The 12,648-nt window shown below is 71.2% G+C and carries 13 protein-coding genes; 11 read left to right on the top strand and 2 right to left on the bottom strand.

Annotated features, from left to right (window positions below):
* Window positions 1-200 precede the first annotated feature (200 nt).
* From rpoE to CSC66_RS09935, 11 genes are all read left to right on the top strand, one after another.
* Window positions 201-830, top strand: coding sequence for an RNA polymerase sigma factor RpoE (rpoE, locus tag CSC66_RS09885; protein WP_162377232.1), 630 nt, complete (start codon window positions 201-203; stop codon window positions 828-830).
* Window positions 827-1,708: a sigma-E factor negative regulatory protein gene (locus CSC66_RS09890; RefSeq protein WP_162377233.1), complete on the top strand. Its 882-nt coding sequence runs from the start codon at window positions 827-829 to the stop codon at window positions 1,706-1,708. The genes rpoE and CSC66_RS09890 overlap by 4 nt, the downstream gene beginning before the upstream one ends.
* Before the next feature lie 124 nt (window positions 1,709-1,832).
* Window positions 1,833-3,359 (top strand): DegQ family serine endoprotease, encoded by a 1,527-nt coding sequence (locus tag CSC66_RS09895; RefSeq protein ID WP_162377234.1) that lies wholly within the window; start codon window positions 1,833-1,835, stop codon window positions 3,357-3,359.
* A 157-nt stretch (window positions 3,360-3,516) separates the two neighbouring features.
* Window positions 3,517-5,310: a translation elongation factor 4 gene (gene lepA, locus CSC66_RS09900; protein WP_162377355.1), complete on the top strand. Its 1,794-nt coding sequence runs from the start codon at window positions 3,517-3,519 to the stop codon at window positions 5,308-5,310.
* An 87-nt stretch (window positions 5,311-5,397) separates the two neighbouring features.
* Window positions 5,398-6,198, top strand: coding sequence for a signal peptidase I (gene lepB, locus CSC66_RS09905; RefSeq protein ID WP_162377235.1), 801 nt, complete (start codon window positions 5,398-5,400; stop codon window positions 6,196-6,198).
* A 77-nt stretch (window positions 6,199-6,275) separates the two neighbouring features.
* Window positions 6,276-6,656, top strand: coding sequence for a DUF4845 domain-containing protein (locus tag CSC66_RS09910; protein WP_162377236.1), 381 nt, complete (start codon window positions 6,276-6,278; stop codon window positions 6,654-6,656).
* On the top strand, window positions 6,643-7,335 hold the full coding sequence (rnc, locus tag CSC66_RS09915; protein ID WP_162377356.1) for a ribonuclease III: 693 nt from the start codon (window positions 6,643-6,645) through the stop codon (window positions 7,333-7,335). The genes CSC66_RS09910 and rnc overlap by 14 nt, the downstream gene beginning before the upstream one ends.
* 26 nt (window positions 7,336-7,361) lie before the next feature.
* Window positions 7,362-8,270 (top strand): GTPase Era, encoded by a 909-nt coding sequence (gene era, locus CSC66_RS09920; protein ID WP_162377357.1) that lies wholly within the window; start codon window positions 7,362-7,364, stop codon window positions 8,268-8,270.
* 26 nt (window positions 8,271-8,296) lie between these two features.
* A complete protein-coding gene (gene recO, locus CSC66_RS09925; RefSeq protein ID WP_162377237.1) occupies window positions 8,297-9,028 on the top strand; it encodes a DNA repair protein RecO in 732 nt (243 codons plus the stop codon).
* A 198-nt stretch (window positions 9,029-9,226) separates the two neighbouring features.
* Complete coding sequence (locus tag CSC66_RS09930; protein ID WP_162377238.1) at window positions 9,227-9,835, top strand: GNAT family N-acetyltransferase; 609 nt, start codon at window positions 9,227-9,229, stop codon at window positions 9,833-9,835.
* On the top strand, window positions 9,832-10,722 hold the full coding sequence (locus CSC66_RS09935; RefSeq protein ID WP_162377239.1) for a carbon-nitrogen hydrolase family protein: 891 nt from the start codon (window positions 9,832-9,834) through the stop codon (window positions 10,720-10,722). Before CSC66_RS09930 ends, CSC66_RS09935 begins: the two co-directional genes overlap by 4 nt.
* An 88-nt stretch (window positions 10,723-10,810) precedes the next feature.
* Here the strand turns inward: CSC66_RS09935 and CSC66_RS09940 are convergent, their stop codons facing one another.
* On the bottom strand, window positions 10,811-11,389 hold the full coding sequence (locus CSC66_RS09940) for a phosphatase PAP2 family protein (protein WP_162377240.1): 579 nt from the start codon (window positions 11,387-11,389) through the stop codon (window positions 10,811-10,813).
* Window positions 11,370-12,533 (bottom strand): glycosyltransferase family 4 protein, encoded by a 1,164-nt coding sequence (locus CSC66_RS09945; RefSeq protein WP_162377241.1) that lies wholly within the window; start codon window positions 12,531-12,533, stop codon window positions 11,370-11,372. Before CSC66_RS09945 ends, CSC66_RS09940 begins: the two co-directional genes overlap by 20 nt.
* Between the last annotated feature and the right edge of the window lie 115 nt (window positions 12,534-12,648).

The following is a 12,648-nucleotide window of genomic DNA, read 5'->3' on the forward strand; positions in this document are numbered from 1 at the left end:
ACGGCGGCGTGCCCGACCATACTGGGCGCGCGGTTAAGGTCACGCATGAAGCGCCTGCGGGTGGCGCGGCGCGGCGCGCGGACGGGCACGACGCCCCCGTCCGGCCCATCCGGACAGCGGCTTCCGCCGGCCGCTGAACTTTTTCCGGCCACGGCGGTCACAAGGCCCGGAACGCCGGGACGACAGGAGTGTGGCCCGGCATGGCCGAAGGAACGCCGAAGGATCCGACCCAGGAGCTGGACCTCGAACTGGTCCGCCGCGCGCAGCGTGGCGACAGCGCCGCATTCGACCTGCTGGTGCGCAAGTACCAGCACCGGATCACCGGGCTGATCGGCCGCTACATCGCGGACTGGAGCGAATGCCAGGACGTGGCCCAGGAGACCTTCATGCGCGCCTACCGCGCGCTGGGGAATTTCCGCGGCGACGCCCAGTTCTATACCTGGTTGCACCGCATTGCCGTGAACACCGCCAAGAACCACCTGGTCGCCCACAACCGCCGTCCGCCCACGGACGACATCGACGCCAGCGACGCCGAGCAGTACGAGACCGGCGCGCGCCTGCGCGACAACGACACGCCCGAGCGCGAAGCCATGCGCGAGGAGCTGGAGCGGACCGTGATGAAGGCGGTGGACGCGCTGCCGGAGGAACTGCGGACCGCCATCACCCTGCGCGAGGTGGAGGGCCTGAGCTACGACGAGATCGCGCAGAAGATGGATTGCCCGATCGGAACGGTGCGCTCGCGCATCTTCCGGGCGCGCGAGGCCATCGACCTCGAACTTCGACCGTTGCTTGATGTCCAAAGTGCTACCCGCGAGCGAAACCGCCCATGAGCCAAGATCCACGCCCTGCCATCGACAAGCTTGAACTCCACGCCCGCCAGCAGCTGTCGGCGCTGGTCGATGGCGAGCTCTCGCCCGACGAGGCGCGCTTCCTGCTGCGCCGGCTGGAGCACGACAGCGAGCTGTCCGGCAGCTTCGAGCGCTGGCAGCTGTACGGCGACGTGTTGCGCGGGCAGGTCACCCGTGCCGCCGACCCGGACCTGGGTGCACGGGTGGCCGCGGCGATCGCGGCCTCCCCCGATGCGTCCGTGCAGGCTGCCGCCGGTGGCGGCCGTCGGTTCGCCATCGCCCGCTGGGGCGGGGGTGCGGCGCTGGCGGCCTCGGTCGCGGCGGTGGCGATGCTGGTCGGGCGTCCCGGTGCGCCCGAACAGGCGCCGGTCGCCGCGCCCGCGTTGGCGGTGCAGGCCCTGCCTTCCACCGAAGCGGTGCTGGCGGAGGTCGCGCCGGCACGCAGCCCGGTCGTTGCCGACCCTGTGCGATCGACGCCGCGCCCGGCCGTGGCGCCGCGCGTGCAGCGTGAACCGGTGGGCCCGATGGTCGCCGCGGTGGCCGAGGTGCGGCCGAACCGCCCGGCACAGTCGACCGGGGCGGCACCGGTGCCGGAGATCCAGGCGGCACCGGATGCGGTAGCTGCCGCACCGCTGCTGCCCAGCGATCCGTTCGCGTCCTCCGCACCGCTGCAGGCCCGGCCGTGGCCGCGCGCGGCGATGCCCGGGGCCAGCTCGGGCTATACCGCCAGCTTCGAGGAATCCGGTTCGGCGCGTGCGTTCTATCCATTCGAGCCGCGCCTGCCGGCGCCACCGGCCGCGCCCGAAGCCACCGATCCGGACGCCCTGCCGGCGCCGCCGGATGAAGGTGGCGGGCGCTGAGCGGCCCGACTGCCCGGGCCGGTGCCCGCCGCGCGAGCGTCGCGCCTGCTGCTCACCCTGTTTCCGCGTTACGCGGCCCGGATGACCGTGGCCGAACTTCCACTGCCCTGAAGGTCTGATCCCGATGAATTCCCGTGTCCGTCCCAGTCTCCTTGCCGCCCTGGTGCTGACCGCGCCGCTGGCCGCCTGCGCCCGCGCGCCCGAGGCCAGCCCGTCGCCCGTGGCCCAGGCCGCGCCGGCCGCCACGCCTGCGGCACCGTCCGCGCCGCTGGTCACCGGCCTGCCCGATTTCACCCGCCTGGTCGAGCAGGTCGGCCCGGCGGTGGTGAACATCGAGGCGCGGGTTCCGGCCCGCTATGCCGGTCGCGGCGGCATGCCCGGCGACGAGGAGCTGCCGGAAATCTTCCGCCGCTTCTTCGGCCCGGATTTCCCGGGCATGCCCGGCCAGCCGGGTCGTCCGGGGCCGGACGCGCCTTCGGGCCGCTCGGTCGGCTCGGGCTTCATCATTTCCAATGACGGCTACATCCTGACCAACCACCACGTGGTCGATGGCGCCGACAGCATCACCGTGCGCCTGTCGGACCGCCGCGAGTTCACCGCCAAGCTGGTCGGCAGCGACGAGACCTACGACGTGGCCCTGCTCAAGGTCGACGGCAAGGGCCTGCCGACGCTGCGCCAGGGCCACTCGTCGGCGATCAAGCCCGGCCAGTGGGTGGTGGCGATCGGTTCGCCGCTGGGCCTGGACCAGTCGGTGACTGCCGGCATCGTCAGCGCGATCGGTCGCACCGGCGGCCCGGGCCAGCAGTACGTCCCCTTCATCCAGACCGACGTGGCGATCAACCGCGGCAACTCCGGCGGCCCGCTGCTCAACACCTCCGGCGAGGTGGTCGGGATCAACTCGCAGATCCTGAGCAACTCCGGCGGCTACATGGGCGTGAGCTTCGCCATCCCGATGGATTTGGCGATGGGCGCGGTCGACCAGATCAAGAAGAACGGCAAGGTCAGCCGCGGCATGCTCGGCGTGCAGATCCAGGGCATCCAGTCCGGGCAGGCGCGGGCGATGGGCCTGGCCAGCAACGACGGCGCACTGGTCAACAGCGTCGAGCCGGGCAGCGCAGCGGAGAAGGGCGGGATCGAGGTCGGCGACGTGATCGTCTCGGTCAACGGCCGTCCGGTCGCCACCAGTTCCGACCTGCCGCCGATGGTCGGCATGCTGCCGCCGGGCACCCGGGCCAAGGTCGGCGTGGTCCGCGACGGCAAGCCGCGCGAGCTGACCGTCACCCTGGGCGAGCTGCCCAGCGACGCACAGCGCGTGGCGAACGTGGCTGACGACGGCGGCGCTCCGGCCGCCACGGCCTCGGCGGTGTCGCAGCTGGGCCTGCGCGTGGCCGAACTGGATGCGCGGTCGCGCGACCAGCTGGGCCTGGAGGCGGGCGAGGGCGTGCGCATCACCGCGGTGGACAGCGCAGAGGCGCGCGAGGCCGGGCTGCAGCCGGGCATGGCGATCCTGCGGGTCGGCCGCACCCCGGTCGGCAGCGTCGCCGAACTGGAGCGGCAGCTGCGCGGGGTCGGTGCCGGCGATGCGGTGATGCTGCTGGTCCGCAGCCCCTCGGGCCAGACCAGCTTCGTCGCCCTGACCGTCGCCTCCTGAGGCATCGCGATGACGGTGGGGGCGCTGGTGCGGCGCCTCCACCGCCGTGGCGCGCCCGGCGGCGGGCAGGCCGGGCCTGCAACCGGCCCCGGCGTGCGATAATCCGCCGTTATCCGACGACGGCCGAGACCGCCGCTCCCCCATGTCTTCCGATTCGATGCGGTTCATCCGCAATTTTTCCATCATCGCCCATGTCGACCACGGCAAGTCGACCCTGGCCGACCGCATCATCCAGCTGTGCGGTGGCCTCGAGGCGCGCGAGATGGAAGCCCAGGTGCTCGATTCCAATCCGATCGAGCGCGAACGCGGCATCACCATCAAGGCCCAGTCCGTCTCGCTGCCGTACAAGGCCAAGGACGGCAACACCTATTTCCTGAACTTCATCGACACGCCCGGGCACGTCGACTTCTCCTACGAGGTCAGCCGCTCGCTGGCCGCGTGCGAAGGCGCGCTGCTGGTGGTCGACGCCGCCCAGGGCGTGGAGGCGCAATCGGTCGCCAACTGCTACACCGCGGTGGAGCAGGGCCTGGAAGTGGTGCCGGTGCTGAACAAGATCGACCTGCCTACCGCCGACGTCGACAAGGCCAAGGCCGAGATCGAGGCGGTGATCGGCATCGACGCCGACGACGCGGTCGCGGTCAGCGCCAAGACCGGCCTGAACGTGGACCAGGTGCTGGAGGCCATCGTCCACCGCATCCCGCCACCGGTGCCGCGCGACACCGACAAGCTGCAGGCGCTGATCATCGACTCGTGGTTCGACAACTACCTGGGCGTGGTCTCGCTGGTGCGCGTGATGCAGGGCGAGATCAAGGCCAAGAGCAAGATCCTGGTGATGTCGACCGGGCGCACGCACGAGGTCGACAAGGTCGGCGTGTTCACCCCCAAGCGCAAGGAACTCCCCGCGCTGCGCGCCGGCGAGGTCGGCTGGATCACCGCCTCGATCAAGGACGTGCACGGCGCCCCGGTCGGCGACACCCTGACCCTGGCCGGCGACCCGGCGCCGAAGCCGCTGCCCGGCTTCCAGGAGATGCAGCCGCGCGTGTTCGCCGGCCTGTTCCCGGTCAATGCCGAGGACTACCCGGACCTGCGCGAGGCGCTGGACAAGCTGCGCCTGAACGACGCGGCGCTGCGCTTCGAGCCGGAGAGCTCGGAGGCGATGGGCTTCGGCTTCCGCTGCGGCTTCCTCGGCATGCTGCACATGGAGATCGTGCAGGAGCGCCTGGAGCGCGAATACGACCTGGACCTGATCAGCACCGCGCCGACCGTGGTCTACGAAGTGCTGAAGACCGACGGCACGGTGATGCCGCTGGACAACCCGGCCAAGCTGCCGCAGGCCAACCTGATCGACGAGGTCCGCGAGCCGATCATCCGCGCCAACATCCTCACGCCCGAGGCCTACATCGGCGCGATCATCAAGCTGTGCGAGGACAAGCGCGGCGTGCAGGTGGGGATCACCTACATGGCCAGCCAGGTGCAGATCAGCTACGAGCTGCCGATGGCCGAGGTGGTGCTCGACTTCTTCGACAAGCTCAAGTCGGTCAGCCGCGGCTACGCCTCGCTGGACTACCACTTCCTGCGCTTCGAGGCCGGCCCGTTCGTGCGCGTGGACACGCTGATCAACGGCGACCGCGTCGACGCGCTGTCGATCATCGTGCACCGCACCCACGCCGACCGGCGGGGCCGCGAGCTGACCGAGAAGATGAAGGAGCTGATCCCGCGCCAGCAGTTCGACGTGGCCATCCAGGCGGCGATCGGTTCGCAGGTCATCGCGCGCACCACGGTCAAGGCGCTGCGCAAGAACGTGCTGGCCAAGTGCTACGGCGGCGACATCTCGCGCAAGAAGAAGCTGCTGGAGAAGCAGAAGGAAGGCAAGAAGCGGATGAAGCAGGTCGGGCGGGTGGAGATCCCGCAGGAGGCCTTCCTCGCCGTGCTGCAGGTGGACAGCAAGTGAGTCCGGCGCGGGCGCCGTCCCGCGCGCAGCCGCCGCTTCCGTCGCTGGTTGTTACCGTGTTCCCGTTCCCGTCGCCAAGGACTACGAATGAAATGGTTTGAGCTCGGCCTGGTCGTGCTGACCTTCGCCACCGGCCTGATCTGGCTGCTGGACCGCCTGTTCTTCGCCAGGCGCCGTGCCGAGAGGGACGGCCTGCTGGCCGAGGAGCCGATGGTCGTCGACTACTCGCGCGCCTTCTTCCCGGTGCTGGCGGTGGTGCTGGTGCTGCGCAGCTTCGTCGCCGAGCCGTACAAGATCCCGTCCAGCTCGATGATGCCCAACCTGCTGATCGGCGACTTCATCCTGGTCAACAAGTTCGCCTACGGCCTGCGCCTGCCGGTGAACAACCACAAGTTCGTCGCCCTGGGCGAGCCGGTGCGGGGCGACGTGGTCGTGTTCAAGCCGCCGCATGCGCCGGACCAGAACTGGATCAAGCGCGTGGTCGGCCTGCCGGGCGACCGGATCGGCTTCCACGGCGACACCCTGTACATCAACGGCGAGGCGGTGCAGTACGAGAAGCTGGGCGAGTTCATCGGCCAGGGCCGTGGCGCGGAGATGACCGGCGCTTCCCTGCTGCTGGAGAAGCTGCCCGGGCGCGAGCACAAGGTGCTGGAGTGGCTGGACCGGGCCAACCCGGCCGGCCAGGGCGAGTGGACGGTCCCGGCCGGCCACTATTTCGTAATGGGCGACAATCGTGATAATAGCGAAGACAGCCGGTTCTGGGCCCAGACCCACTTCCTGCCCGAGGAGAACCTGCGGGGCAGGGCGTTCCTGATCTGGCTGAACTGCGAGGGGTGGTTCTGCAGGGGGAGTTTCGATCCTTCGCGGATCGGGACGCCGATCAAGTAACGCGGAGCGGGATTGGCATACAACTGCCATCCGTCCGTGCATCCGGATTCAAGCAGCCGAATTCAAGGGGAATGGCAATGAAGCGCAAGCAAGGCGGTCTGAGCCTGTTGGGGTTCCTGGTGGTGCTGGCGGTGGTGGGCTTCGCCGCCTACGTCGGCATGAAGCTGTTCCCGATGTACCAGGAGTACTACTCGGTACGTTCGGCGATGAAGGGCCTGGCCAACGAGCCGGGCGTGGCCGACATGGACCCGGCGAAGATCCAGGACCTGTTCTTCCGCCGCCTGTACATCAACTACTCCGAGAACGTGAAGCCGCAGAACGTGAAGTTCGAGCGCACCGACGGCGGCTGGAAGATGCGGGTGAACTACGAGGTCCGCCGGCCGCTGGTCGGCAACCTGGACGTGGTCGGCCGCTTCGACAGCACCCAGGAACTCACCCGGCGTGGTGGTGGGGACTGACCGCACGGTATTGCGCGACCGGATCGGCCATGGCTTCGCCGATCCGTCGCTGCTGGCGCAGGCGCTGACCCATCGCAGCGCCGGCACGCCGCACAACGAGCGGCTGGAATTCCTCGGTGACGGGGTGGTCAACCTGCTCGCCGCCGAGGCCCTGTACCAGCGCTGGCCGGGGGCCGATGAAGGCGTGTTGACCCGCGCCCGGGCCGAACTGGTGCGCGAGGCTTCCCTGGCGGCCATCGCCCGCCGCCTCGAGCTCGGCGAGCGCCTGACCCTGGGCCCGGGCGAGCTCAAGTCCGGGGGCTTCCGGCGCGATTCGATCCTGGCCGACGCGCTCGAGGCGGTGGTCGCGGCGATCTACCTGGACGCCGGGTACGAAGCCTGCCGGCGCGTGGTGGTGCCGTGGTTCGAGCCGGCCCTGGCCGCGCTGCCGGTCGGCAAGCCCGAAAAGGACGCCAAGACCCGGCTGCAGGAATGGCTGCAGGCGCGGCAGAAGCCCTTGCCGGCGTATGAACTGGTCTCCGAGAGCGGCGAGGACCATGCCAAGGTCTTCCTCTCACGGTGTACCCTGAGCGAGCCCGCGGTCATCGCCGAGGGACAGGGCACCTCGCGCCGGCTGGCCGAACAGGCGGCGGCAGCGGCAGTGCTGGAACGGCTGGAGCCCTCGCCCCGGCAGCCATAAGCGGTCATCACGTGAACTCCGAACCCATCCAAGATTCCCACCGCTGCGGCAGCGTCGCGGTGATCGGCCGGCCCAACGTCGGCAAGTCCACCCTGGTCAACGCACTGGTCGGGGCCAAGGTCAGCATCGTTTCCAACCGGCCGCAGACGACCCGGCACCGGCTGCTGGGCATCGCCACGGTCGAGGGCGGCCAGCTGCTGCTGGTCGACACGCCGGGGCTGCACCGCGGCGAGGGCCGGTTCAAGGCGTCGGCGATGAGCCGGGTGATGAACCGGGCCGCGCGCGGCGCGGTCGAGGACGTCGATGCGGCGCTGATGGTGGTCGAGGCCGGGCGCTGGGACGAGGAGGACACCCTGGTGTTCAACGTCCTGCGCGACGGCGGCATCCCGGTGGTGCTGGCGGTGAACAAGGTCGACCGGCTCAAGGACAAGAGCGCGCTGCTGCCGTTCCTGGCCCAGGTCAGCGCCGGCCGCGACTTCGCCGCGATCCATCCGGTCTCGGCGCTCAAGCGCAAGGGCCTGGAGGCGCTGGTCGCCGACCTGCTCAAGCTGGTCCCCGAGGCACCGCCGGTGTACGCGGAGGATGAGATCACCGACCGCAGCCAGCGCTTCCTGGCCGGCGAGCTGGTCCGCGAGCAGCTGATGCGCCAGCTCGGCGACGAGCTGCCGTACGCGACCACGGTGGAGATCGAGCGCTTCGCCGAGGACGGCGAGCTGCTGCGGATCGGCGCGGTCGTGTGGGTCGAGCGCGAAGGCCAGAAGCCGATCGTGATCGGCAAGGGCGGCGCGCGCCTGCGCGAGATCGGCAGCAAGGCGCGCCAGCACATGGAGCGTCTGTTCGGCCGCAAGGTGTTCCTGGAGACCTGGGTCCGCGTGCGCGAAGGCTGGTCCGACGACGAAGCCGCGCTGAAGGCCTTCGGCTACGGCGACAACTGAGGCGCGGCGCGCCTTCCGGAGCCCGGATGCGGATCGAAGGCGAAACCGGCTTCGTCCTGCACGCGCGGCCGTGGCGCGAGACCAGCCTGCTGGTGGAAGTGCTGGGCGACGGCCACGGCCGCATCGGCCTGGTCGCGCGTGGCGTGCATTCGCCGAAGCGGCAGGTGCTGCGCGCGGCGTTGCAGCCGCTGCAGCACATCCGCTTCGACGCGGTGCTCGCCGGCGAACTGGCGCAACTGCGCGCGGCCGAATCGCTCGATGCCGCACCGGTGCTGGCCGGCGACGCGCTGCTGGCCGCCTTCTACCTCAACGAGCTGGTGCTGCGCCTGGCGCCGCGGCAGGACCCGCTGCCGGGCCTGAGCGCCGCCTACGCGCGCACCCGCGAGCGCCTGCGCGGCGGCGAGCCGCTGGCATGGGCGCTGCGCCGCTTCGAGCGCGACCTGCTCGATGCGCTCGGCGTGGGCTTCGAGCTGCATTGCGATGGCGACGGCGATGCGATCGATCCGGCCGCGCGCTACCGGCTCGATCCCGAGCACGGCCCGAGGCGCCTGCTCACCGATCGCGGGCAGGGCGAGCGCAGCGCGGCCGCGACCGGGCGTGCGCTGCTGGCGCTGGCGCTGGACCAGCGGCCGGAAGCCGCCGACCTGGCCAGCCTGCGCCTGCCGTTGCGATCGGTGCTCGCGCACCATCTTGGGCCGCGGGGGTTGAAGTCGTGGGAGATGGCGGCGGCGCTCGGCAGGCTGGCGCCTGCGCGCTGATCGGCCGCAGGAGGGCGGGCTTGCCCGCGACACGCCACCATCGGCACGGGCGACACCGTCGAACGCCTGGCGGCGGTGCCGGTGCCGCCGGCCACGGGTCCCGTGCAGAACGCGGCATACGCTGAATGTGCAGGGGGGCGCACGCTCCGTACAGGCTCGACGCGACGCCGCAACCGCGTCGACGGATAGAATCCGCGCATGCCTGCGACTCCTGAAGTACGCCTCTACCGCGGTGCGGACATCGCGCCGTGGCTGGACGACGTGGCCCGTCTGCGCCTCGCGGTGTTCCGCGACTGGCCCTATCTCTACGAGGGCGATGTCGCCTACGAGCGCGACTACCTGGCGGCCTACGCGCATTCGCCCGACAGCGTGTTCGTGCTGGCGCTGGACGCAGGTCGCGTGGTCGGCGCGTCCACCGGCCTGCCGCTGGCCGACGATGGCGAGGCGTTCTCGGCACCGTTCCGCGCAGCAGGCATGCCGGTGGTGCAGGTGTTCTACTTCGGCGAATCGGTGCTGCTGCCGGCCTATCGCGGACGCGGCCTCGGCCACGCGTTCTTCGACCGGCGCGAGACGCATGCGCGCGCGCTGGGGCGGTTCCGCTGGACCGCGTTCTGCGCGGTCGACCGCGCGGACGACGACCCGCGGCGGCCCGCGGGCCACCGTGGCAACGACGCGTTCTGGCGCAAGCGCGGCTATGTCCGGCAGCCGGGCATGGCGATGCGCCTGGCCTGGAACGAAGCCGCGCGCGGCGAGGTCGAGCACGCGCTCACGTTCTGGCTGCGCGACTGGAAGGAGGAGGCGGCATGAAAGTCGCGGCATGCAAGTATCCGGTCGGACGCCCCGCCGACTTCGCAGAGTTCGCGGACAAGCAGCGGCGCCTGCTCGGCGAGGCGGCCAGCCTGGGAGCGCGCGCGGCCGTGTTGCCGGAATACCTGTCGCTGGAGCTGGCGGCGCTGTTCCCGCCGGCGGTCCATGCCGACCTTCGGGCCTCGCTGGCCGCCATCCAGTCCCTGCGCGGTGACTGGCTCGAGCTGTTCGCCGGCATCGCGCGCGACACCGGCATGTACGTGGTCGCCGGAAGTTTCCTGCTCGCGCAGGCCGGGGGCCGCTATCGCAACCGCAGCGACCTGTTCGCGCCCGGGGGCGGCCACCTGTGGCAGGACAAGCTGCAGTTGACCGGCTTCGAGAAGGCGGCCGGCGTGATCGAGGGCGGTGACGCGCTGAAAGTGGCGGAGATCGACGGCGTCCGCTGCGGGATCTCCGTCTGCTACGACAGCGAGTTCCCGCTGCCGGTGCGCGCGCAATACGAAGCGGGGGCGCGGTTGCTGCTGGTGCCCAGTTGCACCGACACCGCCGCCGGCGCCACCCGGGTCCAGGTCGGCTGCCTGGCGCGCGCGCTGGAGAACCGGATCTTCGTCGTCCAGGCGGTGACGGCCGGCCGTGCACCCTGGAGTCCGGCCCTGGACGAGAACACGGGCGAGGCCACCGTGTACGCGCCGATGGATGCGGGCTTTCCCGACGACGGCATCCTCGCGCGGACGCGCGGCGACGAGGCCTGGGCCATCGCCGAACTCGATTTCGGTCTGCTCGAAGCCACGCGCGGGCGCGCCCAGGTCGCCAACGACCGCGACTGGTCCGGGCAGCACGCACCGTCGCTGGTACGGGCGCGCGTGGAGGGTTTCGAGCCGTTGTAGGAGCCCATCCTCATGGGCGACCCGACGCCGTCGGTACAGGCGACGTACTCATGGGTCCGACGGCGCGGTCGCCCATGAGGATGGGCTCCTACGACAGCAGTGTGCCGAGCGCGAGCGAGACGCCGGCCAGCGCCGAGCCGATCGCCGTGGCGGCGAGCACGTCGCTGGGATAGTGCAGGCCCAGCACCACCCGCGAGACCGCGACCGAGGCGGTGAAGGGGATCAGCAGCGCCGCCAGCCACGGGTAGTAACCCAGCGCGACGATGGTGAACGCCACCGCGTGCAACGTGTGCCCCGACGGGAAGCTGAACTCGTCCAGGGGCGCGATCCAGGCCTGGATGCGGCCATCGGCGGCGAACGGGCGCGGCCTTCGCGTCCAGCGCTTGAGGTGCCGGTACAGGGTCAGCGCCACCACGCCGGTCGCGGCCAGGTGCGTCGAGGCGGCGAGGCCGGCCATGCCATCGACGACGACCAGCATCGCCATCAGCGAGTACCAGAACACGCCGTCACCGAGCCGGCTGACCGTGGCGAAGTAGCGCCGTACCGCGCCACGCGCCCCCCAGCGGTTGGCGCGCACGCACCAGCCGCGGTCGCGGGCGCGCAGGCGCGCGGCACGGCGGCGCGAAGGCGCCAGCGCGGGGAGTCGGTCAGGCGGCGAGTGCGGCATCGCGGTCTCCTTGCCGGGCCAGCCCTGCCAGCAATGCGTCGAACTCGGCCGCCACCTGCTCGGGGCGCAGCTTAAGCACCGCGGCGCGCGCGGCGCGACCCATGGCGCGCAGGCGGTCGTGGTCGCCGGCGAGTCGCACCGCTTCGTCGATGAAGCCGGATTCGTCCGCGACGAGCGCACCGTGGACCTGGTGCTGCAGGTGTTCGCGCGCCGCGCCGGTGTCGAACGCCACCGTGGCCAGCCCGCTGGCCATCGATTCGAGGGTGACGTTGCCGAACGTCTCGCTCAGGCTGGGGAACAGGAACAGGTCGCCGCTGGCGAAATGCCGCGCCAGTTCGGCGCCGCGCTGCACGCCGCAGAAGATGAAGTCGGGGTTCTCGCGGGCCAGCGCGTCGCGTGCCGGACCGTCGCCGACCCAGACGAAGCGGGCGTCCGGGCGTTGCCGGCCGATCGCGCGGAATGCGCGCACCGCCAGGGCCAGGTTCTTCTCCGGCGCGATCCGGCCGACATGGATCGCAATGGGCGTATCCGGACCCGCGCCCCACCTCGCGCGCAGCGCGTCGTCGCGCCGTTCCGGGGACAGCTGCGCAGTGTCGACCGCGCGCGCCAGCCGGACCACGCGCTCGAAGCCGTGCGCACGCAGGAACCGGCCCAGCTCCAGGGTCGGCACCAGGGTGGCGTCGGCGCGGTTGTGGAAGCGCCGCATCCAGGCCAGCGCGGTGCCTTCCAGCCAGGGCATCCCGTAGTCGCGCATGTACTGGTCGAAGCGCGTGTGCAGGCCGGTTGCCACCGGGATGCCCAGGCGGGCGGCGGCGCGCGCCGCCGACCACCCCAGCGGGCCCTCGGTGGCCACGTACACCGCATCCGGCCGCGCCTGCCGCCAATGCTGGCCCAGCGTGCGCATCGCCGGCAGCCCGAAGCGCAGGCCGGGATAGCGCGGCAGCGCGGCGCCGCGCATCAGCAGGGTCGCCAGGGCGCCGTCGGAGCGTTCGCCGGCCGGGTCGTCGTGGTCGCCGGGTTGCCGGGGGCGCACCACCTCCACGGCGTGGCCGCGCACGAGCAGGCCATGGGCCAGGGCCTGCACGGTCAAGGCGACGCCGTTGATCTCCGGCGGCCAGGTTTCGGTGACGACGGCGTAGCGCATGCGGGACGGCTCCGGGTTTTGCCCATCCTCCGTCGCGCGGATGCAGGCGCCGTTACGCCGGGATGACCGCCGGATTACGCATCGTGCGCCGGCCGCCGGCCGCCCAGGGGCAATC

The sequence above is a fragment of the Pseudoxanthomonas kaohsiungensis genome (assembly GCF_010211765.1).
In the GTDB taxonomy this organism is placed as follows: domain Bacteria; phylum Pseudomonadota; class Gammaproteobacteria; order Xanthomonadales; family Xanthomonadaceae; genus Pseudoxanthomonas; species Pseudoxanthomonas kaohsiungensis.

Excerpts from the sequence above, each read along its gene's own strand:
- rpoE (WP_162377232.1), top strand. The coding sequence starts at position 201 with ATGGCCGAAGGAACGCCGAAGGATCCGACCCAGGAGCTGGACCTCGAA.
- CSC66_RS09890 (WP_162377233.1), top strand. The coding sequence starts at position 827 with ATGAGCCAAGATCCACGCCCTGCCATCGACAAGCTTGAACTCCACGCC.
- CSC66_RS09895 (WP_162377234.1), top strand. The coding sequence starts at position 1,833 with ATGAATTCCCGTGTCCGTCCCAGTCTCCTTGCCGCCCTGGTGCTGACC.
- lepA (WP_162377355.1), top strand. The coding sequence starts at position 3,517 with ATGCGGTTCATCCGCAATTTTTCCATCATCGCCCATGTCGACCACGGC.
- lepB (WP_162377235.1), top strand. The coding sequence starts at position 5,398 with ATGAAATGGTTTGAGCTCGGCCTGGTCGTGCTGACCTTCGCCACCGGC.
- CSC66_RS09910 (WP_162377236.1), top strand. The coding sequence starts at position 6,276 with ATGAAGCGCAAGCAAGGCGGTCTGAGCCTGTTGGGGTTCCTGGTGGTG.
- recO (WP_162377237.1), top strand. The coding sequence starts at position 8,297 with ATGCGGATCGAAGGCGAAACCGGCTTCGTCCTGCACGCGCGGCCGTGG.
- CSC66_RS09930 (WP_162377238.1), top strand. The coding sequence starts at position 9,227 with ATGCCTGCGACTCCTGAAGTACGCCTCTACCGCGGTGCGGACATCGCG.
- CSC66_RS09935 (WP_162377239.1), top strand. The coding sequence starts at position 9,832 with ATGAAAGTCGCGGCATGCAAGTATCCGGTCGGACGCCCCGCCGACTTC.
- CSC66_RS09940 (WP_162377240.1), bottom strand. The coding sequence starts at position 11,389 with ATGCCGCACTCGCCGCCTGACCGACTCCCCGCGCTGGCGCCTTCGCGC.
- CSC66_RS09945 (WP_162377241.1), bottom strand. The coding sequence starts at position 12,533 with ATGCGCTACGCCGTCGTCACCGAAACCTGGCCGCCGGAGATCAACGGC.